We start from the raw sequence: 24,353 nt of genomic DNA on the forward strand, positions 1-24,353 counted from the left end.
GTCTTCGACCGGGTGATCGAACCGGACACCGTGGTCCGCCAGCTCATCGACCTGGTCGACCATCGGCCACCAGGAAACCTCTGGTGGGGACGGCCGCGGGCTCGGACCGCGACCGGCTCCGGTCACCTGAGCGGCGGCTCAGTCTCAGGTCTGCGGCCGGGTGAGCAGCACGCTCAGCGCGCCGAGCTCCCCCCGGTTGGTGATGCCGAGCTTGCGGTAGACCCGGTGCAGGTGGTTCTCCACCGTCCGCACCGACAGCACGAGGGTTCGGGCGATCTCGCGGCTGGACAGCCCTCCGGCGGCGAGCTCGGCGATCTCACCCTCGCGGGGCGTGAGGCGTGGCGGCGCCAGCGCTGACAACGCGGGCGAGCGGGGGATCTCGTCGCAGTGGCGCATGAACATGAGGGCGCGGGCGGCGGCGGTGGACGCCATGGCCAGGCGGCCATCGGACCGGTGCCGCTCGGACTCCTCGGCGGCGGCCTCCGCGGCCAGCAGCGGGCTACCCATTTCGGCGAAGTCGGCGGAGGCCTTCGCGAGCGCCGCCGCGTCGCCCTCCGCCATCGCCCGGGCGTGCAGGGCGTAGGACTTCCCGAGGAGTCGCCCGGACTGGCCCGCGAGCGTCCGCAGCCGGTCGGCGGCTGGTCGCGGAGCGCCCAGGCGCGCCGCGTCGTGCAGGGCCAGCGTCTCGAAACCTGCCGAACCCCGGTCCCGGGCCAGTCGCGCGGTCCACTGCGCGTGCGCGGCGGCGTCGCCGTGCCGGGCGCCGATGACCCAGGCGCGGTTGAGTTCCGTCCAGGGGCTCAGCAGCCGCAGGGACACCCCGTCCAAGCGGTCGGCCTCGGCCAACGTGCTGGCCGCGGCGTCGGGTTCGCCGGTCAGCGCGTAGCTGTGCGCGAGCAGCCCCAGCAACACCGCCAGCATGTTGTTCGACCTCTGCTCACGGGCGATCGAGATGCCCTCACGGCACCAGGACGCCTGGTCCCGCAGCTGCCCCCGCATCCGGGCGACCAGGCCGCGCAGCAGGCACGACACCAGGGTCGCGAACTGCCACCGGTTGGCGAGCGCCCGTTCGTAGCTGATGCGGGCCCGCTCCTCCGCATCGGCGAACTGCGCGGTCCACAGCATGCCGTGGACGGTGCCCAGGTCGGCGAGAACGGAGAGCCACGGTGCCTCGTCCGGCCACTCGCCGGCCAGCAGGTCGAGTCCCTCGTGTGGGCGGCCGGAGAAGACCATGGCCAGGCCGGCGGCCACCTGGGCTTCCGGCTCGTCCGGCGCCCCGGCGGCGAACTCCAGGGCATCCTTCGGGGCGTCCGAGAGAGCACGCAGCAGCGCCTGCCGGGCGACCAGCCGCCGACGGGCGACCGGGTCGACGACCTCGTCGACCGCCGCCGCCAGCAGCGCCTCGGCGGGCCCCTGCCGGTCGAGTCCGAAGTAGAGGTTGAACGCGCGCACCATGGCGACCCGGGCCCGGTCGAAGTCGCAGTCCAGCCGACCGAGACCGGACAGCGCGGACTCGGCTTCCGCCGGGCGGCCGGCGAACAGCAGGCCGTAGCCGAGCGGTTCGATCACCGCCGTCCCCCGACCGGCGGCCAGCTCGCGCTGGGCCAGCTGCCCGGCGAGCTCGAAATCCAGTGCCGACCGTGCGGCCCTGGCGGCGACCGCAGTGTTCTCCGGGGACGGCCGCTGGCCACAGGCCAGCTGCCACCGTACGGTCCGCGCGAGGTCGACCGGATCGTGGCTGCTCGCCTCCATCAGGCTGGCGCACTGACCGAGCCACCGTCGCGCGCGCAGACGCGGCGTGACGGCACGCAGGACATCTCCATAGATCGGGTACGTCAGGCGGGCGAGGTCCTGGCCACCGCTTCGCTCGATAGTGATGAGACCGTGCGCTTCCGCTGCTTCGAGCACGTCAGCGGAGACCAGCTCGCCGAGCACGTTCGGGCCGATCGGCTCGGTGACGGCGAGCAGCTCCATGGCGGAACGGCATTCCGGCGACACCGCCGCGAGCCGCTCGTCGATCAGCCCGGTGAGCCAGGACGGGATGGCGAACGGGCCACGGAGCATCCACATGCCGTTCTCGGTCACCAGCCGGTTCGCCTCCAACTGAGCGGTCAGCAGCTCGCGTACCAGCAACGCGTTGCCCGCGGTGGCCTCCCAGAACCGCTGAACCAGAGCACCTTCCACCTGGCCGGACAGCGCCTCACCGAGGATCTGGTGGACGTCGTCGCGGCTGAGCGGGCCAACCTCGATCCACTCGGCCAGCCCGTCGGTCCACAGGTCCGCGATCGGGCGCGGCAGCCGCCGGTCGGGACGCACCGCGGCGAGGAGGAAGAGTTCGCCGCGCCGGGCGAGCTGCACCGCCAGCGCGGCGGATGCCTCGTCCAGCAGGGGAGCGTCGTCCACGAGAAGCGTCAGACGGCGCTTGCCGGCCGGCTTGAGCAGTGCCTCGGCCGCGACCCGGAGCGCGTCGCCCGTGAACGGTGAGCGGAGCAGCCCGGACGGTAGGTGTTCGGCGAGCGCGCCGAACGGGACGTTGGCGGTCGCCACGGTGGTGACGGCCCGGATGACGTGGTGTCGCGCCGGGTCCGCCCGGTGGGCGGCCTCGGTCTGCAGCCGGCTCTTGCCCACGCCTTCCGGGCCGATCAACGCGATGCCGGCGGATCCGCGCCGGTCGGTCGCTGCGCAGATGCGCCGCAGCTCTGAGTGCCGGCCAGCGAAAACATCTCGGAGGCGGTCCCTGATCGTTACCTCGGTGGAATCCACCACCCCACTGTCTTATTGGTCGCTATCGATCGGCTTTCGTCAAACCATCACCCGGGCGGCCTATCGACGAACCGCGAGGCCAGCGCGCTCCTGAGTACCGAATGCGGCCCCTGTGTATCGAGCAGCCGGACCGGTTGAGTACTTCGTCGCGATAACCCGGTAGCGATGAGCAAGCCTTTCCCGCAGAGGTTTCCCAGTATCGTCGCCACTGCCGGCAAGCCCGACCAGAATCAGCTCTCGTGAATTGGGGCGATAATGTCGTATCTGAAGCCGACCGATCCTGCCGTACTGGCGAAGGCCGTCGCTGACAACCTCGTCGTCGCGGCCGACCCCGACGCACCCGCCTCGGGCCTCTACTACTGGGAGATCTCCCGGCCCTGGCGGGACAAGGTCGTCGACGCGGTCCGGACGTGTGGGGCCGACGCGATCCGCACGCTGGGTGAGAGCCTGCTGGCCGACCCGACGGACCACCGACGGTACTGGGCGCTGCACGCGGCGCTGGCGGAGCGGCACGGCCGCGACTCCGCCATCGACAACATCATGCACCTGGGCTGGCGTGCGGAGTGCAACTCGCGTCTGGGCCACGTGCTGAACGAGGACTACACCAGCGACGCCGTCCCGGTGACGGTGGAGGAGATGGCCGCGTTCGACCCGGGGCCGCGGCTGCCCGACGGCGCCGCGCCGGAGGTCCTCGTGGTGATCCCGTTCCACAGCCGGCTGGAGGGCGGCGGCGAGCGGCTGCGCAACCTCCTGGCGTGCCTGCGGTCGCTGCGTGACCAGTCGTTGCCGCGCGAGCAGTATCAGGTGACGGTCGTGGAGAGTGACGAGCAGTCCCGCTGGCGTGACGTGATCAGCCGCTTCGCCGACAACTACATCTTCGCCCCCAAGAGTGGGGTGTTCAACAAGTCCTGGGCGATGAACGTCGGCGTCGCGAACACGCCCGGAGACACCGAGATCATCTGCCACATGGACGCCGACGTGCTGGCCGACCGTGACTTCCTGGCGCGCAACGTCGACCGCATGCGCGAACCCGGCACGATGGGGCACCTGCCGTACCGGGACATGGTGGCGATGGACTACCCCGCCACCTGGCGGGCGATCCGCGAGCGGCTGCACGGCGGCGCGGCGGCGCCCGACCCGCGGCGGCTGCGCGCCTTCACGCTGCGCCGTGGCCCGGGGCTGTGCTTCTTCGCCCGTGCCGAGCTGTACTACCGGACCGGCGGCATGGACGAGCGCTTCCAGGGCTGGGGCGGCGAGGACATCGAGTTCAACTACCGCTTCGGTTTCGACGCGGCGTACGACGCCTTCGACGAGCCGCTGCTGCACATGCGGCACCCGTCCTACTCCGAGCTTCGCGGTGACGGCAAGTTGATCAACGCGCACCTCGTGCCGGGCAGTTGGCAGCCGACCCGGCCGATCGGTCAGCTCGACCAGTTCGCCCCGGCCAGCGTCTAACGTTCGGAGGACGGCGTGACCACAGAGACAAGTACGGCGGTCCGGCGACTCCAACCCGCCGGACCGCACGACGACAGGACCATGCTCGACCATCTCCGGGAGGCCGTGGCCCGGCATCCGCAGCGGTCGGCGGTGATCTGCTGGCACGCCGACGGCCGGGCGACCGAACGGCTGACCTACGCACAGTTGGGTGCGACGGTCGAGCGGTTGGCGGCCGGGCTGGCGAAGCTCGGCGTCCGCCGCGGCGAGGTGGTGACGCTGCAACTGCCCAACTCGTGGCAGCTCGTCGCCCTCGCCCTCGCCTGCGCGCGGATCGGCGCCGTCGCCGGTCCGGTGGCGCCGATCATGCGTCGGCGTGAGCTGGAATTCATGACCCGGCTCACCGAGAGTCCGGTGTACGTGGGGGCGGCCTCCTACCGTGGCTTCTCGTACGACGAGATGAGCGCGGAGGTGGCGGCGGCGGTGCCCTCCCTCCGCCATCGCGTCCTCATCGCTGAGCCGAGCACTCCGGGTGCCCTCGACTTCGACGCCGACCTGCTCAACCGGGCCTGGGAAGACGACGTGCCGCCCGGTGAGCTGGACGGCCGCGAAGCCGGCCCCGACGACCTGGCCCAGGTCATGTTCACCTCCGGCACCACCGGTGAGCCGAAGGGCGTCATGCACAGTCACCGGACGCTCTACGCGATCAACCAACGGCAGATCGAGGTGCTGGGGCTGACCAGCGACGAGGTGACGGCGATGGGCTCGCCCACCACCCTGCAGGGTGGATACACCTGGAACTTCGTCATGCCGCTGCTGCTGGGCGCGAGCGCGGTGCAACTGGACACCTGGGATCCGGCGCTGATGCTGCGGATCTTCGAGGCGGAGCGGGTGACGTTCTTCTACGGCGCGCCGACGTTCCTCAGCGACCTGATCCACGAGCAGCGACGCAGTGGGCGGGACGTCGGCGCCCTCAAGGCGTTCGGCACCGGCAGCGCGCCGGTGCCACCGGTCCTCGTGGAGGAGGCGCGGGAGGTCCTCGGCTGCCGCGTCTACGCCGTCTGGGGCATGACGGAGAACGGCTGCGTCACTGTCACCCGCCCGGAGGACCCACCGATGCGGGCCGCGGAGAGCGACGGCACACCGGTGCCCGGCATGGAGATCCGCATCGTCGACGAGAAGACCGGCAGACCTGTCGAGAAGGGTGAGGTCGGGCGGCTCCAGGTACGGGGCGACAACCAGTGCCTGGGCTACTACCGCCGTCCGAACCTGTACCGCCAGTCGCTGACACCCGACGGGTGGTTCGACACCGGCGACCTGGCGCGCGACGACGGACACGGCGGCATCCGCATGGTCGGCCGCCTGAAGGACGTCATCGTCCGGGGAGCCGAGAAGGTGCCAGTGGTCGAGGTGGAGGCAGCGCTGCTGCGCCACCCGGCGATCCGGGAGGCGGCCGTCGTCGGTTATCCGGACCCACGGCTCGGGGAACGGGCGTGCGCGGTCATCGTGCCGGACGGCGAGGCGCCCTCCCTCGACGAATTGCGTGCCCATCTCACCGAGCTGGGCATGGCCAAGCCGTATTGGCCGGAGCGGATCAGTGCGGTTGACGAACTGCCGAAGACGCCGTCGGGAAAGGTCCAGAAGTTCGTTCTGCGGGAACGATTGAAGGCGACGTGATGGATTTCTCTCTTACTGCTGATCAGCGCGCGCTGGCCGAACGGGTGCGCACCTTCACCGAGAAGCGAATAACGCCGTTCTATCAGGACAGCGACAGGCAGGGACAGTTCCGCCCCGATCTGCTGCCCGAGTTGGCCGCCGAGGGCCTGTTCGCCCTGCGCGTCCCGGTCGAGTACGGCGGGCTGGGGTTGGACGCGGTCAGCACCGGCGTCGCCCTGGAGGAGCTGGCCCGCGGCGACCTCACCGCGTGCTACCCGGTGCTGAACGCCGCCCTGGTGGCCGGCATCATCACCGCCAACGGGACCCCGGAGCAACGCGCGCGCTGGCTGCCGGCGATCGCTCGCGGGGACGCCGTGGTGGCGTTCTGCATGACCGAGCCCAGCCACGGGACCGACGCGGCCGCCGTCAAGCTGCGAGCCGAGCCGAACGGTCCGCACGACTGGCGGCTCGTCGGCGAGAAGACCTCGATCATGCTGGGGGCGTACGCCACCCACGGGATGATCTTTGCCCGTACCAGCGACGCGCCACGTGCCCGTGGGGTCACCGCCTTCTACGCCCGGTTGGACGACCAGCACGTCGTGCGGTCAACCCTGCGTGACCTGGGCAGCCGGTCCGGCGGCCGATCAACTCTGGTCTTCGACGGCCTGCCGGTCCAGGTGTCGGACGTGGTCGGCGAAACCGGACTCGGCTTCGCCCAGGGCATGCGCGGCTTCGACTACTCGCGGGCGCTCATCGCGCTCATGGCGGTCAGCGTCGCACAGGCCGCGCTGGACGACGCCATCTCGCACGCTCAGCACCGGCGGGCGTTCGAGAAGCCGCTCGGCCAGTTTCAGGGCATCGCCTTCCCGCTCGCGGAGTGCGCCACCTATCTGCACGCGGCCCGGCTCGTCGCGTACGAGGCGCTGTGGCGCAACGACGCCGGGCTGGAGCACCGTCTGGCGGCGAACATGGCCAAGTGGTGGGCGCCGAAGGTGGCCGTCGAGGCGACGCACCAGGCGTTGCTGACGCTCGGTCACTTCGGTTACAGCGAGGAGCAGCCGATCGCCCAGCGGCTCCGGGACCTGATCGGCACGCAGCTCGCCGACGGCACCGCCAACGCCACCAAGCTGGTGGTCGCACGGGAACTGCTCGGGCGGGAGTACGCGCCATGAGAACCTTCCCGTCCTATGTGGCCGGCAAGGACGTCGAGTCGGACCGGCACGTCTACGGCATCTCGGCGCGCGCGGCGCTGGAGGACACCTTCGGTGCGTTGAGCCTGAAGCGGCGGCTGGAGGCCGGTGAGTCCGGTGCCGAGGACGACCCGCGCGTTGTCGGACGATGCGCGTTGGCCGACCCGCAGACCGTCCAGCAGGCGTTGGCCGCGGCGGCCGCCGCCCAGCCGGAGTGGGGCAGGACGCCGCTGCGTACCCGGCTGCGTCTGGGCGAGGCGATCCGCCGGCGGCTCGTCGCGACCCGCGAGGAGTTCGTGGAGCTGATGGTCGCCGAGGGGCGGCCGCGCACCCCGTCGTACGCCGAGATCGACGGGTTGCTGCACATCTTCAGCGAGCAGACCCTCTCGTGGTGCGCCGAGCTGCTGCACCGCGAGTTCTCACACGACGGCAGGCGGATCGTTGTGCGCCGCCGTCCGGACGGGGTCGTCTGCGTGGCGCCGCCGCAGAACGCGCCGCACTCGAACGCCATCTACGGCGCTGCCGCCCTGCTCTCCGGCAACACCGTGGTGATCCGGGCGCCGCGCAGTCTGCCGCTGGGCGTGATGTACGCGATCCGGGAGATCATCGCCCCGGCCCTCGACGAGGTGGGTGCGCCACCGGGCACCGTCAACGTCGTGTGCGGACCGCCGATGCTCGACGACTGGCTGGCCAGCCCGCACGTCAACGACATCATCTACTTCGGCGGCAGCGAGAAAGGGCTGGCCTTCCAGAACGACTGCATCGCCGCCGGCAAGAAGCCCATCCTGGAGCTGGCCGGCAACGACTGCGCAGTGGTCTGGCGGGATGCTGATCTCGATGTGGCGGTCCGCGCGCTGACCGAGGCGTTCAACGCCTCGGGGCAGATCTGCAACGTGCCCAACCAGGTCGTGGCGCATCCGGCGATCGCCGACGAGCTGCTTGACCGGCTCCGGGTCGCCGCCGGGCAGATCCGACCCGGCTACCCCGACGACGAGGGCGTGGAGCTCACCCCGGTCCTGGCCCAGCGGAGCTTCTTCGCGGTGCTCGAGGAGGCACTGGCCGGTGGAGCCCAGCTGGTGTGCGGCGGACGCCAGCTGGAGGTGGACGGGTCACCGTCCGACACCGGCTACTTCCTGGAACCGACTGTGGTGCGCGTCGACGGCCTGGCGCGCAGCCGCGAGCTGTCGGTGGTCCGCGCCGAGACGTTCTTCCCGCTGCTACCGGTGGTGGTTCCCGAGCCGGGCCGCAGTGACGACGCGCTGCTCGAGGATGTGCTCGACTTCGTCAACACCAACGCGTACGGCCTGCGCAACTCGTTCTGGTCGGCTGACGAAGCGGTGGTGGAGCGCTTCGTGGGTGGCGTGACCAACGGCGGCGTCATCAAGGTGAACGACGAATCGCACTCCGGCTTCTTTCCGTACCTGCCCTCGCACGGCGGCACCGGCCTCACCGGCGGCGTCTTCGGCGAAGCCAGCTACATGATGATCCGGACGACGCATCTGCAGGCGGTCTCACTGAGGAGCGGCTCATGAGGACGATTCGGGTGACAGCCGGAAGCGCGGTGTCGGCGGATGCCGCGTTCGATCGGATCAGGCAGTTCGACGATGAGTGGACGGTGCCGTTCCGCGGTGGGGCGATTCACTGGCGGCAGCGGTCCGAGCCGGCACCGAGCGAGCGCCGTATCTCGTTCACCCAGACCGATGGCGATTTCCGCAGCCTGTCCGGCGTGTGGCGGACAATCCCCGCGGCGGAGGGCTGTGAGGTGCTCTTCGAGCTGACGTACGACGTCGGGGTGCCGATATATGACCGGATCCTCGACCCGCTGATCGAACGGGTGCTGTCGAGGGCTGTCCGGAGGGCGGTCTCTGACCTCTAGGCGTGTCCCGCGCAGCATGAAGGTGGTCCCTCGAATCGGTTTCCGACTCGAGGGACCACCTCTCGTTGTGGGCGCCCGGCCCAAGTCGTCAGCCCCAGTTGGTATCACGGCTCATAATCTCGCTCCCCCTTCGATCTCGGCTACGGACCGAGTCCACCAGCGTCCGCTGTCGACCTGATATCTGATGGCTGTCGATCCGTCCTCGATGCGCTTAGCGCAAGATGGCGAAAGCGCTTGCCGACTTGATAGCGGGATGAAAGCGGTCAGCTGTAAGCTCACGCGAGCCGCTGCCATAAATGGAGGGACTTGGATGTCAAATGATTGGTGTTCGCATTATTGATGGCGCGTCGGGCCGACCTGTCCCGGGCGTGCTGGTGCGGCTGCACAGCCGCGATGATCGAGGCTGGGCACCATTGATGTCCGGGTTCACGGCAAATGACGGCCGACTGCCGGCGCTGGAGGAGCTTCAGGTGAAGCGCGGCGCCCATCAGCTCACGTTCGATCCCTCCAGTTACTTCGCCGGCCTCGGGACTGTCGCGGAATACCGCGACTTCTCGGTGTCCATCCAGGTACGCGAGATCGAGCTCGACCTGCGGATGGCCGTATACCTCAACGCTGCGGGTTTCGCCGTCTACGGAGAACGTGCATAACGCGCCGGCGGGAGCGGGCTGAGCGGGTCATCAGTGGATGGTGTGCGTGGTCTGGCGCCGCCGGCGGGATGGCGCGGTGTCTGCGCCGCATGGTTGCCCCTGGGCCCGACGGTGCTGGATCAGCGTCGACCGGGGCGTTTTCCGCGCGCTGACCCGCCGTCCCGGTTGCGAGGGAGAGCGGCGGCGGCGACCCCGAGAAAAGCTTGGCGGCCGCGAGCCCTCGGCCTCGCGGGACTTCGCCGCCCCACTCACGATCGCCGAGCGAGCCCCGGCGTGACGCGCCCGCCGTCGTCTGCTCGCTCGGAACTGCGCGCGCCATCGGGTGCACGTTGACGCCACGCCCGTCGGGCTGGTACGGCCCGCATGACCCGTCGAATCACCGTGTCGTACGTTCACCTGCGCCTGGCCAACACGTCATCTCATAGACGCTCTGAAACATCGGCGATCCCGAATCTCGCCTGGTGCCCGCCTGCATGCTTCGCTACCATGTAAAACGTTCTCCTATGCGGGGCGTCAAACGATCATCCGGCCGGCTCCGGGGGGTGCCGTTGGGCTGGCGATGTGTCGTTGTCGACGGGGAGGAAGCTTGTCGACGGGGAGGAAATTTGCAGGTTTTCCGCATACTTGGACCTTTGCACGTTGTGAACGCAAGCATCACCGCCTCCCGGCAGCAGACAGTGCTCGCCATGCTGCTACTGGAGGCCAATAATGTGGTCCCGCTCGGCCGGCTTATCGAGGCGGTATGGGAGGAATCGCCGCCATCGACAGCCAAAAGTCAGATTCAGATCTGTATATCGGCGGTACGACGTGCGCTCCGAGGCACCGGTCTCGACGATCGGATCGTCACCAACCCGGCCGGCTACCAGATCAGAATCGCCGAGGGTGAGCTGGACCTGCACATCTTCAACGACCTTCTGAGCGAAGCCCGCACGGCGCTGCGGGAGCAACGGCTGGAAGATGCCGCGTCGGGTTTTCGGCAGGCCCTGGCGCTGTACCGCGGGGCTCCGCTCAGCGGTGTGGACAGCCGGCTGGTCGAGGCGGCGGCAACCCGGATCGCCGAGCGACGGCTCGCCGTCGTCGAGGACTGCCTCGAACTGGAGCTGCACCTCGGCCGGCATCGCGAGACCATTGACGAACTGATGGCGCTCGTCACCGAGCACCCGCTGCGGGAACGGCTGTGGCAACAGCTGATCACCGCGCTCTACCGGGCCGGCCGGCAGGCGGAGGCGCTGGCGGCATACCGGTCGGCGCGGCAGGCCTCGATCGACGACCTCGGGTTGGAGCCGAGTGAGCCGCTCCGGCTGTTGGAGCGGGCCATCCTCAACGGAGACCTCGAGCCCGGCCCGGCAGTGGAGCAGGAATGGCCGAATCCGATCGAGCCGGCGCCCCCGGTGCCCCGAATGGCTCCGGCCGACATACCTGACTTCACCGGGTACGGGGAGCTCGTGACCGAGTTGGGCGACTTCTTGCGCTATGGCAGCGGTCATTCCGACCACGACTCCGTGCCGGTCCTGACCATCACCGGCCGCGGGGGTGCGGGAAAGACGACCCTCGCCGTGCACCTGGCCCACGAGTTGGCCGGCGAATTCTCGGACGGGCTGCTGTTCACCCGGTTGGGTCCGGAGCGGTCACACAGCGGCGGTGTTTCCCAGATCCTCGACGGTTTTCTCCGCGCGCTCGGCATGCCCGGGTCCTCGATACCCGAAGGGCTTGAGGCGCGCGCGGCGACCTTTCGGAGCCAGATCGCCGCGTCCCGGGTGCTGATCGTCCTGGACGACGTCGTCGACGAGCGACAGGTCTACCCGCTCCTGCCGGGCAGCCCCAGCTGCGGTGTGATCGTGACCAGTCGGCGCCGCCTGGCCGGCATCCCCGGCTCCCGGCTCGTCGAGGTGAGCGCACTCGAACAGCGCGACGCCGTCGAACTGCTGACCCGGATGGTCGGCTCCGAACGGGCCTCCGCCGAACCGCGCGAGGCCCTACGCCTGGTCGAGCTGTGCGGTCGGTTGCCGCTGGCGCTGCGGATCGCGGCCGCGAGGCTGATCGCCCGTCCGCACTGGCGGATGGCGCAGCTGACCGAGCGACTTGAGGACGAGGGCCGGCGTCTGGACGAGCTGGCGCACGGCGGCCTGGATGTGCGAACCAACATCGCGATCAGCTACGAGGGCCTCGACGAGCAGGCGCAACGGCTGTTGCGGCGGCTCGGCCTGCTCGAGACCCACGACTTCCCGAGCTGGACCGCGGCGCCGCTGCTCGACATCGACGTGGCCACCGCGTCCGACACGCTCGACGCGCTGGTGGACGCGCAGCTGCTGGAGGTCGTGGGTGGATTCGGCGTCGATACCCGCTACCGGCTGCACGACCTGGTTCGGGTCTACGCCCGTGAGCGGCTCGCGGCCGAGGAGACCGCGCCGGTCCGGCTGGAGGCCGCTCGGCGTCTCCTCGGTGCGTGGCTCTTCCTCGCCGACGAGGCGCACCGCATCCTGTACGGCGGCGACTACACCGTGATTCACAGCAGGGCGGAGCGTTGGAGTCTGCCACGACACCTCGTCCACGACCTCCTGCGCGATCCGCTGATGTGGTTCGAGAACGAACGAGCCGCCGCGGTGGCCGCGGTGGGTCAGGCATCCCAGGCCGGTGCTCCCGACTACTGCTGGGACCTGGCGATCACCATGGTGGCGCTCTTCGAGACCGGCAGCTACCTCGACGACTGGCGAGCGACGCACGAAATCGCCCTGCTCACCGCGCGGCAGGCTGACGACCGACTCGGCACTGCCGCGATGCTGTACTCGCTGGGCGCGGTGGACATCGTCGAGCAGCGCTTCGACGACGCGCGCGCCCGGCTGACCCAGGCGCTTGAGGTGTTTGACGAGATCGGCGAGGCGCGCGGCCGCGCCCTCGCCCTGCGGCACCTGGCCTTCCTCGACCGGGTGCACGGTGACCTCGATCAAGCGTGGGCGCGCTACAGCGAGGCACTTGCCGCGTTGCATCCGCTCGGGGACGCGGCGGGCACCGCGCACATCCTCAGCGGCATGGCGCGCATCAAGCTGGAATGGAGCGAGCGCGGCTCCGCCGCCGAGCTGCTGGCTGAGGCGCTGCGGAAGGTGACCGAGGTCAACAGCACCCGTGTCCAGGCGATGGTGCTGCATCGGCTGGGTGAACTGCACTTCGAGGACGGTGACCTGACCCGGGCCGAGGAAGAGCTGACCAAGGCCCTGAAGCTGGTACGCGGCGGCCACGACCGGGCAGGCGAGGCGCACGTGCTGCATGGGCTCGGTCTCGTGAAACTGCGGCAGCACCAGCATCACCAGGCGGCGGTGACACTGAACCACGGGTACGCGATCGCCCGCCGAAACGGCGACCGGCTCGCCACCGCGCGATTCTGCCTGGCGCTCGCGCGGGTGCACCGGGCTCGACGGGACTACTCCTCCGCACTGGAGTGGGCCTCCCAGGCGCTCGGGATCTTCGACCAGTTCCACGCACTGCTGGGTCGCCTGGAGGCCGACGAGCTACTCGGGCAGATTCGCGACGAGGCGGCCGGCCGGCACGACGTGCGCGAACAAGCTGTTCTTCCGCCCGCTGTCTGAGGTAGCGCCAGTCCGTCGCAACGGTAGGCGTGCGGGCCCGTTGAGTGCTGGTCGAGCCGCGTGCAGAGTACCCGGCCGACAGTACGTTCATCCCACCGGAGAGTGGGCTCAGCCGTCGCAGCATTGACGCGGCGGTGCGATAAGGCTCCGCGTAGCCGAGGTCCAACCCACTTTCGACAGGGATTGGAGGTTCCCGTGTCGCAATCCAGCAGATTCCGACGAGCCTTGGTGACCGGCGGTGGAGGATTTCTCGGCTCGTACGTCTGCGAGCAGCTCCTCTTCGCCGGCGTGGAGGTGATTGGCGTCGACAATTTCTCCACCGGGCACCGTAGCTATATCGAGCACCTGATGAGCCGACCGGGTTTCACGCTCGTGGAGGCGGATGTCTCCGAGGAATTCGACACGCCGGGATCGGTCGACCTGGTGATGCACCTGGCGTCGCCGGCGTCGATTCCCGAATTCTATCGGCTGCCGATCGAGACCATGCTCGTCGGTAGCTACGGCACCCACAACGCGCTGCGCATCGCCCACCGATGCGGAGCCCGCTTCGTGCTGGCCTCCACCTCGGAGGTGTACGGCGACCCGCTGAAGCATCCGCAGGACGAAGAGTACTGGGGCAACGTCAACCCGATCGGCGCGCGATCCGTCTACGACGAGGCGAAGCGGTTCGCCGAGGCATTCACCACTGCCTACGGCAAGAAGCACGACGTGAGCGTGGGTATCGCGCGCATCTTCAACAGCTACGGCCCGCGGATGCGCCCGGACGGTCGGGTGATCTCCGGCTTCATCGCCCAGGCCCTCGACGGCGTCCCCCTGACGATCCACGGCGACGGCAACCAGACGCGTTCGCCCTGCTACGCCGAGGACACCGCGCGAGGCCTGTTGGCGATCGCGGAGAGCGACTACGGGCAACCGGTGAACATCGGCAACGTCCACGAGGTCACCATCCGTGACCTGGCTCAGATGATCCTCGAGGTGACGGGCAGCCGGTCACCGCTGAAGTTCATCGAGGCCGACGAGGACGACCCTCGGCAGCGCTGCCCCGACATCACTCGAGCCGAGCGGGAACTGGGCTGGCGGCCACAGGTCGCCCTCAAAGAAGGCCTACGGCGGACGGCAGCGGCCGCCAGCAAACCATCAGCGGACTGGAATTAGGAGGCACAGTGCTTACGATCTCCGTGCTGGGCTGCGGGTATCTCGGTGTCACACACGCCGCCGGTATGGCCGAGTTGGGGCACCAGGTCATCGGGATTGACATCGACCCGGAAAAGATCGCCGCGCTGGCGGACGGCCGAGTGCCGTTCTTCGAGCCTGGGCTGGACGAGCTGATCACCCGCAATCTCGCCGAGGGGCGTCTGCGGTTCAGCACCGCGTACGAGGACGCCGCGAGCGCCGACGTGCACTTCATCTGCGTGGGCACGCCGCAGCGCAGTGACACCAGCGCAGCCGACCTCAGCCACCTGCACGCGGCCATCGAGGGTCTGGCACCGTCGCTGGCGGACGGGTGCCTGGTCGTCGGCAAGTCCACAGTGCCGGTCGGCACCGCGGCTCACCTGGCCGAGATGCTCCGCGTTCTGGCGCCCGACCGCGAGAAGGTGGCGGTCGCCTGGAACCCGGAGTTCCTGCGCGAGGGCACGGCGGTGGCCGACACCCTGCGCCCGGACCGCCTCGTGCTCGGCGTGGCCGACACGTCCGCCGAGGCGGTGCTCCGCGAGGTCTACGCGCCGCTGATCGAGGCGGGCGTCCCGGTGGTGGTGGCCGATCTGCCCACCGCCGAAGTCATCAAGACCGCCGCCAACTCCTTCATGGCCACGAAGATCTCCTTCATCAACGCGATCGCCGAGTTCTGCGACGCGAGCGGCGCCGACGTCACAGTCGTCGCCGAAGCGCTCGGACGCGACCCGCGTATCGGCGAGCAGTTCCTCAAGGCCGGCCTCGGCTTCGGCGGCGGCTGCATCTCGAAGGACATCCGGGCCTTCCGGGCCCGCGCCCACGACCTCGGCGTCGGCCACGCCCTGGCCTTCCTGGCCGAGGTCGACGCGGTGAACCTGCGGTGCCGCGACCGGGTGGTGGAGTTGCTCCGCAAGCAGTGCGGCGGCGGGTTCAGCGGACGGCGGGTGGCGGTGCTCGGCGCAGCCTTCAAGCCCAACACCGACGACATCCGCGACTCGCCCGCGCTGTACGTGGCTGAGTTGATCAGCCGTGAGGGCGGTGTCGCCGCTGTCTACGACCCGCGGGCGATGGGGAACGCGCGGCGTGCCTTCCCCCACCTGACCTACACCACCAGCCCGCTGGACGCGGCCCGCGGCGCCGACGCGGTGGCCCTGTTGACCGACTGGCAGGAGTTCGCCACCCTCGACCCACGGGTGCTGGGCAAGGAGGTCAAGAGCCGCAACATCGTGGACGGGCGGCACCTGCTCAACGCCGAGGAGTGGCAGCAGGCCGGGTGGCAGTACGTCGCGCCTGGCCGCCCCGCACTGCAGAACTGACGGTGCCGCGTCACGGACGTGCCTGACGGCGTCGAGTTGCTGAACCAGGAACCCGTCGCCGTCGGCATGTCCCACCGCGCCATTGGCGCGGACGCCGTTGACCCGAGTCATCGTGGTAGCCGCCGGTGGCTACCACGATGCGTCAGTATGCGAGCATCGGCCAATCTCAGGCTCCGGCAGCGGTGCAGCTCGCCCTTTTTCCGTTCCACGGAGGCGTATGACCGGCGCGCTTTTCGAGTAGCGCAACGGGTTGACGTGGAGGACGCCCGAACATATAGCTTTCCCGCCATGAGGACTGTGGAATTGGGGCGTACGGGTGAGCAGGTCAGTCAGATTGCTCTCGGGTGCATGCTGATGGGAACGCTCACCGACGAGGCGTCGTCGGTGGAGATGCTGGACCGTTATCTCGATGCCGGGGGCAATTTCGTCGACACCGCCAACTGCTATGCGTGGTGGCCGTCACCGGGCAACACCGGTGGCGAGAGTGAGGAGTTGATAGGCCGCTGGCTCGCCCGCGGCGGTCGACGCGACAAGGTCTTTCTCGCCACCAAGTGCGGTGCGCGGTTGGCCGATCCGGAAGAGGCGCGTGGCAAGACGTGGGAAGAGGTCCAGGCCCGTTTCGAGGGTGCCGGCGCCGACACCGTACGCCGGGGCATCGACGACAGCCTGCGGCGGCTCGGCACCGACCACGTCGACCTGTTCTACGTGCACGTCGACGACCGGTCGACGCCGCTGGAGGAGACGCTGGCCGCCCTGGCGGAGATCGTCAGCGCCGGCAAGGCGCGGTACATCGGCTGGAGCAACGTGCGCACCTGGCGACTGGAACGCATCCGGCAGCTCTGTGACCGCCATGGTTGGCCCGCGCCGGTAGCGGTGCAGCAACAACACAGCTACCTCCGTCGCCGCGCCGGGCTCGACCACAAGTCCATCGTCGACGACGAGCAGCTCGACTACCTGCGGACGCACGACGACCTGACGTTGGTCGCGTACTCGCCGATCCTCAAGGGGGTCTACGACGATCCGGCGAAGCGGCGAAACCACGACATCATGGATCCGTACCAGGGCCCGGATGCCGAGGCGCGCCTCACGGCTCTCACCGCGCTCGCCGCCGAGCTGGGGGTCAAGCCCAACCAGTTGGTGCTCGCGTGGCTGATGCACCAGACGTCGCCGAGCATCGTGCCGCTGATCGGGCCGCGCACCCTCGACCAGTACGCGGCTGCCATGTCGGCGATCGACGTCAAGCTCGACGCGGCACACGTCGAGCGGCTCGACACCGCCGGCGCCCATGCCGCGTGATCGGGGCAGTGGCGTAGGCGTCCGCTCACCGCACTGGTCATGTGCCGATCGCCTGCGCCGCCCGCTGCGGTCCGACCGGATGACGGCGGGGGTCTCGCCGCCGTCACCGGCCCCGGGCCGAGCCGCAGCATAACCTCCTTCGACGGTTTAGGTGGTAGCCTTGTCGGCATGCCACTCGACGTGTGTCAGCTGCCGTTGGTCGGCGGGCACCCTGTGCTCGATCTGGTCAACACACTCGAGCGAGGGGGCGAGTCGCCGCACGACTTCCTGTCCGACAGCTCCGCCTTGCTGCGCTGGTCGGGTCGGGTGGGCCTGATCAGCGACGCGGAGGCTGACCAGGTTGCTCAGGCGTGGCGCGACGAGCCCGCGGCGGCGCACGCCGGGTTGACCGCCGTGCGAGACATCCGCGAAGGGCTGCACCTCGTGCTGCTTGCGGCGATCATCGACCCGGACGGTGGTACGCCGGGTGACCCCATCGCGGCCGGTGCCGCACTCGTCGCCCTGCACCAGCGCTGGTCCGGCGCGGCCGCCCGAGCGCGATTCGTGCTCGAACCGTCACGGGTGCGGCTGGCGTACGGCACGGTGCCGGCCATGTTGGTGCCCGACCGGATCGCCGAGGCCGCCTTCGACGTCATGCTGACAGCCGACCTGACCCGGGTGCGCCGCTGCCCGGTGCTCGAAGGTGGCTGTGGCTGGCTGTTCCTCGATCAGAGCCGCAACGGTTCCCGCCGCTGGTGCCGGATGGCCGACTGCGGCAACGCGGTGAAGGCGCGACGGCTCACCGAGCGTCGCCGCGCCGCCCGACCCCCACGCTCGTAGGCTGGCGGCCTGCTGCACCGGGCGCCCCGGTGGATGTCAGGCCGACACGCCATCCTCGACAGACCGTCGCGAGCCCCCACGGAGAAGCGGCTCGTGATGACTCCACAGCCACTGCAGATACTGCTGCAGCTCCTCAAGCGTCGCGATCCACCCCTGGTCCGCGTACGTCAGCATGCGCTTCACCTCCCCGGGCACGAGGTCGTAGGCGGTGGCTCCGGTTTCCGGGACCAGCCGGTCCGGGGGCACCGCCACCGGCACCGGAATGATGGGAAGGCGAACGCCTGACTCGGTGAACGCTTTGAGGAGCGTGAGGTAGGCGCGGGGCAGGTGGTAGGGAGAGACGGCGAGCGCCAGGCTCGTGATGCCGTGGGCCTTGACCTGGTTGACGATCCACGCGGCCTGGAGGGCGGTGTTGGGAGCCGGCTCGGCCTGGACGTGAACTCCACCGACGCGACGGAGGCCGAGGCTGCGCAGGTAACCGAGTGTGATGTCGACGTAGGTCTTCTCGGTCGGGTTGCCGTTGGCCACCAGGAGGTAGCGGAGATCGAGGTTCGTCTCCCAGCTGCGGATCGCGTGGGTGAAGCGCCATTCCTCGCCCTGGCCACTGGCGATGACGAGCGCATCGACGTGATCGGCGGCTGACGGCGGGAGAGCCAGAATCATCGTGAGGGCTTTCGTCACGGCCAGGAACTGGCCGGCCGTGAAGCCCGCGAGGTCGTCTTCCCTTGCGATCCGAGGAGTCGTGCTGCTCGGGCTCATCAAATCCCTCGGCCTCATCCTGTAGTTCGAACCATGGACTCTACTCGGTATTGAGTAGATCCATTTCAACACGTAGGTGGTGCTGGCCGCCGACATCCGCACTGGCCGCGTCGAACCCGCACCCAGCGGGGTGAGCGGACACGGGGCGGGGAACGGTCATCGTCGGCACCGCCACAGGCGGGCACCGCAGCCGACCGCCCCCGGTGGCGAGGTCAGGGTTCGCGTGCTCAGGATGTGGTGCTGGGCTGGGCAAACAGGGGCCCGGGCGAGGTGGGTGAACGTCTGCCACTCCCTGCCACCCCAGGTGACCCCCCAGGTCGCTAGACTTGGCCCTCGCGCCCCCGTAGCTCAGGGGATAGAGCATCGGTTTCCTAAACCGTGTGTCGCAGGTTCGAATCCTGCCGGGGGCACCAGGCGAAACGTAGATCCTCTTGGTGAGCTTGTCGGCGCTCGCCGGGTGGCGCAGCGTGGGCGAGCGCCGTCAGAGTGGGTCGAGGCGGCTACGGAGCAGGCAGAACTCGTTGCCCTCCGGATCGGCGAGCACGTGCCACGAGGCATCGGCCGGCTGACCGATGTCGACGGGTACGGCCCCGACGGCCAGGAGGCGCTCAAGCTCGGCGGCCTGGTCGCGGTCGGTGGGGTTGACGTCGATGTGCAGCCGGGCGTGCCCGCTCTTCGGATCGTCGTTGCGGATGAGGAAGATCGTCGGCTGCGGGCCGCCGAACCCTTCGCGCGGGCCTATCTCGATGTAGACGCCCTCTTCGCGATCGAGTTCGACGAAGTCCAGGACCTCGGACCAGAACCGCGCCAGCACGTCGAGGTCGCGGCACTTGAGCACGATCTCACCGATACGGCATGCCATTGACGACACCTACTCTCAGCATGGGAGTTGCCGGGGCGGCCGCACGAGGATCTCACGGGCTCCCTGCAGTACGAACAAGATCGCGATCGTACCGGCTGAGGTGGGCGGGCTCGAACTGGTTCCGGGGCTTCGCCTGGCCGGGTGGCCAGGCGCGGGCCCAGGTCGAATCCTGTCGGGGCAGGTCCTCTCGATCAGAGCGTCGGCAGTTGTTCGGCTCGGGTGATCACGTGGTCGATGAGGCCGTACTCCCGGGCCTGCTGGGCGGTGAACCAACGGTCCCGGTCCCAGTCGCGCTGGATCTCGTCGAGCGTGCGTCCACTGTGCTGGGAGATCAGCTCCTGCATCGTCCGCTTCACGTGCAGCATGTTCTCCGCCTGGATGGTGATGTCCGAGGCGGTTCCGCCCATCCCGCCGGACGGCTGGTGCATCATGATCCGTGAGTGCGGCAGCGCGTACCGCTTGCCGGCCGCGCCCGCACAGAGCAGGAACTGCCCCATCGACCCGGCGAACCCGAGCGCCAGCGTCGCCACGTCGTTGCGGACGTAGCGCATCGTGTCGTAGACCGCCATTCCCGCGCTCACCGAACCGCCCGGCGAGTTGATGTAGAGGTAGATGTCCCGGTCGGCGTCCTCGGCGGCGAGCAGCAGGATCTGCGCGCAGATCTGGTTGGCCGACTCCTCCGTCACCTCGGTGCCGAGGAAGACGATCCGCTCCCGCAGCAGCCGCTCGAACACGTGATCACCAAAGGTCGGTTGCCCACCATCCAGCATCTGTACGCCGTACCTCATCATGTGCCGTCGCCTCCCACGGTGCCGGCGGGCGGTGGTGACCGCCCGGTGGACCGGCCCCTTCAGCGTGGGCACGACGGCGGTGGCTGACCCAGTGATTCTGCCGGCGGCAGATCCGCCGACGGCAGAACCCGCGCGGCCTACGCGGCGGTCAGCTGCCGCAGGCCCAGCCGGGTCCGCGCGTCGTCGGCCAGGGCGGGGGTACGCGGACCGGGGCGGAAGCCACCAGCTGACGCTTTTTCGGGAACGCTGAGGGTCGGATCGCTCGCCATCGGCTCGCGGTGCAGGACGAACCCACTGACACGGGGACCCACCAGCAGGGTGGCGTTGCCGATCTCCCGCCGGGTCGCATCGACCCGTTCCAGGTGGGTGAGCGCGGCGCGCGGCGCGGCCGGGAGGCGGGGCTCGACTCGGCGCATGTCGTCGCGGGCCTCGCCGAGCAGGTCGGCGAGGCTGATGCCGAGCGCTCGGCAGATCGCCGCCAGCACCTCCGACGAGGCCTCTTTGCGGCCCCGCTCGACCTCTGAGAGGTAGGGCACTGAGACGTCGGCCGACGCGGCCACCTCGCGCAGTGTGCGGCCCTGACGCTGGCGGTGGCGGCGCAACACCCCACCGATCACTCGTCGCAGTAACGACATGCGGGCCTCACTCTCGCGGTCGTCGTCCGGGAACACCCCCATCATGCCCGCTGCCGGACCCGACGGTTGCCCGTGCGGGCCCGCGCCGCCGCACGGCGCGGGCCCGACACGTCACCGACCCAGGTGGGTGCGCCAGCTGGCCGGCTCGGGCACCAGCGTGACCGTCGGGAACAGTGCCCTGGTGCCGCCGGTGGGCAGCAGGGCACTGTCGTCGATCGTCACGTTCGCCCCGTTCACGTCGTAGACGGTCAGCGACTCGTTGCCGTTCTGTCCGCCGAACCGTGCCGGGTGTCCGGCGACGGTGGTGTTCGGTTCGACGTACCTGTTGTCGGTGGGATCGGTGATGTTGCGGTAGCGGGAGACGCTCACCGTCATCGTGCGAGCCCGCTGCTGGCCAGGATCGCCGGTGCTCGACCGTGGTGCCCAGGTGGTCGACGCGTACCAGTCGTTCGGCTCGTCCAGCGACTCCTGCACGTCGACCGTGATCACCTGTAGCGATTCGGGTACACCCGCCACCGAGGCCGGCATCGGGGTCGGCTCGTCGCCGAACCGCAGCGCCCTGGCCACCTGGGCCGCGGTGCTCCGGACGTCGGCTCCCACGCCCACCACCTTGAGCTGTGCCCAGCCGTCCGGGGCGTACCGCCAGCGCAGGATCGCCTCCGGCTGCTCGGCCCCGCTGTAGGAGGCGAAGGTGCTGGTGCCGCCGTTCAGTTCCGGGCCGGGCGTGGTCTTGCCGGGCTGTGCCGGTTCGCCGCTGTCCCGCTGTGGGGCCGGAGGTTGCAGCCCCTTCGGATAGAGGGTGACAGCGACGCCCTTCCACTGGCCACTGCCGGGGGCGTTGGACGCGCTGAGGTACACGCCCGGACCGGAGAGCAGCAGTCCGGCCTGGTACTGGAGATTCCGCAGCCCGTCCGGCAGCCAGCCGAACCGGACGTACGCCCGCTGGGGGTCGACCGTGGTGAGCGCGGCCGGTAGCCCGGTCCGGCCCTCGCCGGCCGCGGTGCCCACCGGTGCGGGGGCCGGCGACCGGTCCGGGGTCAGCAGGTCGGGGACGGTGAGCCCGCCGACGGTCAGCGCCACCGCCAGCAGCGCGGCGCCGGCTCCGTGGGCGAGGCGGCGTTGCCGCCGTGCGGTGCGCATCGCCCGCCGCACGTCCAGCACCTCCGACGGCCGCTCGGCCGATTCGATCTCGGTCAGCATCAGGTCGCCAATGTGGCGTTCGTCGAGCATCGTCGCTCCTCTCAGTTGCCGGTCAGGGTGGGGGTGAGCAGGGTGCGCAGGGTGGCCAGGCCCTTGGCGGTCTGGCTCTTCACCGTCCCCGTCGAGCAGCCCATGGCCTGGGCGGTCTCCTCGACGCTGAGGTCCTGGAAGTACCGCAGCACCAGCACCGCGCGTTGCCGTGGCGGTACCTGGCGCAGCGCGCCCACCACCGTGATCCGGTCGCTCGGGTCGGGAAAAGCGGTGGACGCGTCGGGCAGCGCGCCGCCGAGGCGGACCCGCGCCCACCGCAACCGCCGTTCGTCGATCAGCCGCCGCAGCAGCATGGTGCGCACCAGCGCGTCCAGGTGGTCGGCCTGGCGGGCCTCGGGCCAGTTTCGGTACAGCTCGGTGAGCACCCGTTGCAGGATGTCGTCGCCCCGGTCCCAGTCCCCGCACATCAGGTAGGCGGTGCGTCGCCACTGCGCCATCCGGGACCGGACGTACTCGGTGTATTCGTCGTCGGCCTCGGTTCGCCGTCCGCCGCTCGTCGTCACGAGGGTCGCGCCCCCTCCGTCTGCCGGCCTGCACCGGGTCGTCGTTGTCGTCCGGTAGTCGGGTGCGGGCGGGCCGCAGGTTGTCCGCTGCGACCCCGACGTGCGGGCGCCGGTGTACCCGCTATGTTGTGGGCGTGCAGGCGACGGCGGGGGAGCAGGTTCGACGGTGATCCATTTTCCCGCGCAGCGTCGGGGCCCGCTGAGCGCGCTGAGCCTCCGGCTCGCCGCCGCCCTGGGCCTGGTCTTCGCTGTGGTCGCCGCGGTCTACCTCGGCCGGGACGGCTACCGCGATGTCAATGAGGACGGCCTCACCCTCCTGGACTGCTTCTACTACGCGGTGGTGTCGCTCTCGACCACCGGCTACGGGGACATCACCCCGGCTGCGCCGTCGGCCCGGCTGGTCAACGTCCTCTTCATCACCCCGGCCCGAGTGATCTTCCTTATCATCCTGGTCGGTACCACCCTGGAAGTTCTGACCGAGCAGTACCGGACCGGCCGTCGCCTGTCGCGGTGGAGGAGAGCCGTGAAGGACCACGTCATCATCTGCGGCTACGGCACCAAGGGGCGCAGCGCGGTCTCCGCGCTGATGGAGAACGGTCTGGACCGCTCGCGGATCGTGGTGGTGGAGCGCAGCGCCGCCGCCCTGCGGCAGGCCACCTCCGCCGGGCTGGTGGCGATCGAGGGCTCGGCGACCCGGTCGTCGGTGCTGAACGAGGCACACGTCAAGAGCGCCAAGGCCGTGATCATCGCGACCGACAGCGACGACGCGTCGGTGCTGGTCGCGCTGACGGTACGGCAGCTCACCGCCGGGCAGGTCCGGATCATCGCGGCGGCCCGGGAGGCGGAGAACGCCCCGCTGCTCAAGCAGAGCGGTGCGCACCACGTGATCGTCTCCTCGGCCACGGCGGGCCGGCTGCTCGGCCTGTCCACCTCGGCGCCGCCGCTGATCGACGTGGTGGAGGACCTGCTCACCCCCGGCCAGGGCATGGCGCTGGCGATGCGTTCCGCCGAGCGGGACGAGGTGGGCCGTTCACCGCGTGAGCTGGAATCGCTGGTGATCGCCCTGGTGCGGCGGGGCAAGGTGGTCACCCTGGCCGACCGGGCCGGAGCGGTGATCGAGACCGGCGACATGCTGGTGCACGTACGCGACGACCGCCCGCAGTCGGCCACTACCGCCTGATCCTGGCACCGCTGTTGGCCGGTGTGACCGCCCCGCCGTCGGCGTGACCGCTGCTGGACAGCCGCGCCGCTGAGGTGCGGCACCGTCAGCAGGGGCGCAGCGTCAGCGGGGGTCGTCGGTGCCGCAGATCACCTCGGCGCAGTTGACCGTGCCGGTGGCGGCCCGGTTGAGCAACTCGTAGAGCGTCTCCCGCTCGACGGGATTCAGCGCGCCCAGCACCTCGTCCTCGGCGCCGGCCAGGGCGCATTCGGCCTCGCTGAGGCGTTTTGCCCCATCTTCGGTGAGTTCGACCACGTGTCGGCGGCGGTCCTCGGGGGAGCGTCGGCGCTCGATCAGCTGCTTCGCTTCGAGGTCGTTGAGCAGCCCGACGATGTTGGTGCTGTCCATCTCGAGGGTGGCGGCGAGCGCCTGTTGACCGGTGCCGCCGCCGGCCCGCAGCACGGTGAGCGCGACCAGGTGCCGGGGGCGTAGCCCCAGCGGCGCCAGCACCGACTCCGACCGCAGTCGTATCCGCCGGGCCAGGTGGTCCAGGAGGGCGCCCGAGCGGTGCTCCGAGGAGTCGAGCGGCTGGGCGGACATGTGACCCAGTCTACCGAGCTGACGGAACATCGGCTT

Annotated in this window: 20 protein-coding genes and 1 tRNA gene; 13 read left to right on the plus strand and 8 right to left on the minus strand. The window is 69.8% G+C overall.

Annotated elements, in window-relative coordinates; genetic code table 11:
• Positions 1-144 precede the first annotated feature (144 nt).
• Positions 145-2,763 (minus strand): LuxR family transcriptional regulator, encoded by a 2,619-nt coding sequence (locus AB0C03_RS31270; RefSeq protein WP_156057343.1) that lies wholly within the window; start codon positions 2,761-2,763, stop codon positions 145-147.
• 255 nt (positions 2,764-3,018) lie between these two features.
• Between AB0C03_RS31270 and AB0C03_RS31275 the strand changes: the two genes are divergently transcribed.
• From AB0C03_RS31275 to AB0C03_RS31325, 11 genes are all read left to right on the plus strand, one after another.
• The gene (locus AB0C03_RS31275) at positions 3,019-4,218 is read left to right on the plus strand and encodes a glycosyltransferase (RefSeq protein ID WP_030329305.1); all 1,200 of its coding nucleotides are present in this window, start codon (positions 3,019-3,021) and stop codon (positions 4,216-4,218) included.
• Positions 4,219-4,233: 15 nt separating this feature from the next.
• Positions 4,234-5,874, plus strand: coding sequence for an AMP-binding protein (locus AB0C03_RS31280; protein WP_357640836.1), 1,641 nt, complete (start codon positions 4,234-4,236; stop codon positions 5,872-5,874).
• Positions 5,874-7,025, plus strand: coding sequence for an acyl-CoA dehydrogenase family protein (locus AB0C03_RS31285; protein ID WP_030329301.1), 1,152 nt, complete (start codon positions 5,874-5,876; stop codon positions 7,023-7,025). Before AB0C03_RS31280 ends, AB0C03_RS31285 begins: the two co-directional genes overlap by 1 nt.
• Positions 7,022-8,575, plus strand: coding sequence for an aldehyde dehydrogenase family protein (locus AB0C03_RS31290; RefSeq protein WP_030329299.1), 1,554 nt, complete (start codon positions 7,022-7,024; stop codon positions 8,573-8,575). Before AB0C03_RS31285 ends, AB0C03_RS31290 begins: the two co-directional genes overlap by 4 nt.
• Positions 8,572-8,919, plus strand: a complete 348-nt coding sequence (locus AB0C03_RS31295) for a type II toxin-antitoxin system RatA family toxin (protein WP_051708203.1) — start codon at positions 8,572-8,574, stop codon at positions 8,917-8,919. Before AB0C03_RS31290 ends, AB0C03_RS31295 begins: the two co-directional genes overlap by 4 nt.
• A gap of 317 nt (positions 8,920-9,236) precedes the next feature.
• Positions 9,237-9,569 carry a hydroxyisourate hydrolase gene (locus tag AB0C03_RS31300; protein ID WP_167337272.1) on the plus strand — a complete coding sequence of 111 codons (333 nt, stop codon included), beginning with the start codon at positions 9,237-9,239 and terminating at the stop codon, positions 9,567-9,569.
• A gap of 503 nt (positions 9,570-10,072) precedes the next feature.
• On the plus strand, positions 10,073-13,153 hold the full coding sequence (locus AB0C03_RS31305; protein ID WP_256443292.1) for an AfsR/SARP family transcriptional regulator: 3,081 nt from the start codon (positions 10,073-10,075) through the stop codon (positions 13,151-13,153).
• A gap of 195 nt (positions 13,154-13,348) precedes the next feature.
• The gene (locus tag AB0C03_RS31310) at positions 13,349-14,308 is read left to right on the plus strand and encodes a GDP-mannose 4,6-dehydratase (protein WP_435823387.1); all 960 of its coding nucleotides are present in this window, start codon (positions 13,349-13,351) and stop codon (positions 14,306-14,308) included.
• An 8-nt stretch (positions 14,309-14,316) separates the two neighbouring features.
• Entirely contained in the window at positions 14,317-15,642 is a 1,326-nt protein-coding gene (locus AB0C03_RS31315) for a UDP-glucose dehydrogenase family protein (RefSeq protein ID WP_209444497.1), read from the plus strand.
• A gap of 288 nt (positions 15,643-15,930) precedes the next feature.
• On the plus strand, positions 15,931-16,938 hold the full coding sequence (locus AB0C03_RS31320) for an aldo/keto reductase (RefSeq protein WP_030329286.1): 1,008 nt from the start codon (positions 15,931-15,933) through the stop codon (positions 16,936-16,938).
• 168 nt (positions 16,939-17,106) lie between these two features.
• Positions 17,107-17,757, plus strand: a complete 651-nt coding sequence (locus AB0C03_RS31325) for a CGNR zinc finger domain-containing protein (RefSeq protein WP_051708201.1) — start codon at positions 17,107-17,109, stop codon at positions 17,755-17,757.
• A 36-nt stretch (positions 17,758-17,793) separates the two neighbouring features.
• On the opposite strand, the gene AB0C03_RS31330 is transcribed toward AB0C03_RS31325, so the two are convergent.
• A complete protein-coding gene (locus AB0C03_RS31330) occupies positions 17,794-18,516 on the minus strand; it encodes a YdcF family protein (protein ID WP_051708200.1) in 723 nt (240 codons plus the stop codon).
• Between the two features lie 337 nt (positions 18,517-18,853).
• Between AB0C03_RS31330 and AB0C03_RS31335 the strand changes: the two genes are divergently transcribed.
• Positions 18,854-18,929: transfer RNA gene (locus tag AB0C03_RS31335), tRNA-Arg, on the plus strand.
• Positions 18,930-18,997: 68 nt separating this feature from the next.
• Here the strand turns inward: AB0C03_RS31335 and AB0C03_RS31340 are convergent.
• The 5 genes from AB0C03_RS31340 to AB0C03_RS31360 all read right to left on the minus strand — a co-directional run bounded on the left by AB0C03_RS31340 (position 18,998) and on the right by AB0C03_RS31360 (position 22,558).
• The gene (locus AB0C03_RS31340) at positions 18,998-19,378 is read right to left on the minus strand and encodes a VOC family protein (RefSeq protein ID WP_030329280.1); all 381 of its coding nucleotides are present in this window, start codon (positions 19,376-19,378) and stop codon (positions 18,998-19,000) included.
• Positions 19,379-19,569: 191 nt separating this feature from the next.
• Complete coding sequence (locus tag AB0C03_RS31345) at positions 19,570-20,169, minus strand: ClpP family protease (RefSeq protein WP_030329277.1); 600 nt, start codon at positions 20,167-20,169, stop codon at positions 19,570-19,572.
• Between the two features lie 137 nt (positions 20,170-20,306).
• Positions 20,307-20,804: a helix-turn-helix domain-containing protein gene (locus AB0C03_RS32390; protein ID WP_030329275.1), complete on the minus strand. Its 498-nt coding sequence runs from the start codon at positions 20,802-20,804 to the stop codon at positions 20,307-20,309.
• Positions 20,805-20,915: 111 nt separating this feature from the next.
• Positions 20,916-22,034, minus strand: a complete 1,119-nt coding sequence (locus AB0C03_RS31355) for a hypothetical protein (protein WP_357640849.1) — start codon at positions 22,032-22,034, stop codon at positions 20,916-20,918.
• A gap of 11 nt (positions 22,035-22,045) precedes the next feature.
• Positions 22,046-22,558, minus strand: a complete 513-nt coding sequence (locus AB0C03_RS31360; RefSeq protein WP_357640852.1) for a SigE family RNA polymerase sigma factor — start codon at positions 22,556-22,558, stop codon at positions 22,046-22,048.
• A 166-nt stretch (positions 22,559-22,724) separates the two neighbouring features.
• Here AB0C03_RS31360 and AB0C03_RS31365 point away from each other — a divergent pair, with 166 nt between their 5' ends.
• A complete protein-coding gene (locus AB0C03_RS31365; RefSeq protein WP_030329269.1) occupies positions 22,725-23,738 on the plus strand; it encodes a potassium channel family protein in 1,014 nt (337 codons plus the stop codon).
• A gap of 102 nt (positions 23,739-23,840) precedes the next feature.
• Here the strand turns inward: AB0C03_RS31365 and AB0C03_RS31370 are convergent, their stop codons facing one another.
• Positions 23,841-24,317 (minus strand): MarR family winged helix-turn-helix transcriptional regulator, encoded by a 477-nt coding sequence (locus tag AB0C03_RS31370; RefSeq protein WP_156057341.1) that lies wholly within the window; start codon positions 24,315-24,317, stop codon positions 23,841-23,843.
• Positions 24,318-24,353: the final 36 nt, after the last annotated feature.

The organism is Micromonospora parva (genome assembly GCF_040649675.1).
GTDB classification, from domain to species: Bacteria; Actinomycetota; Actinomycetes; order Mycobacteriales; family Micromonosporaceae; genus Micromonospora; species Micromonospora parva.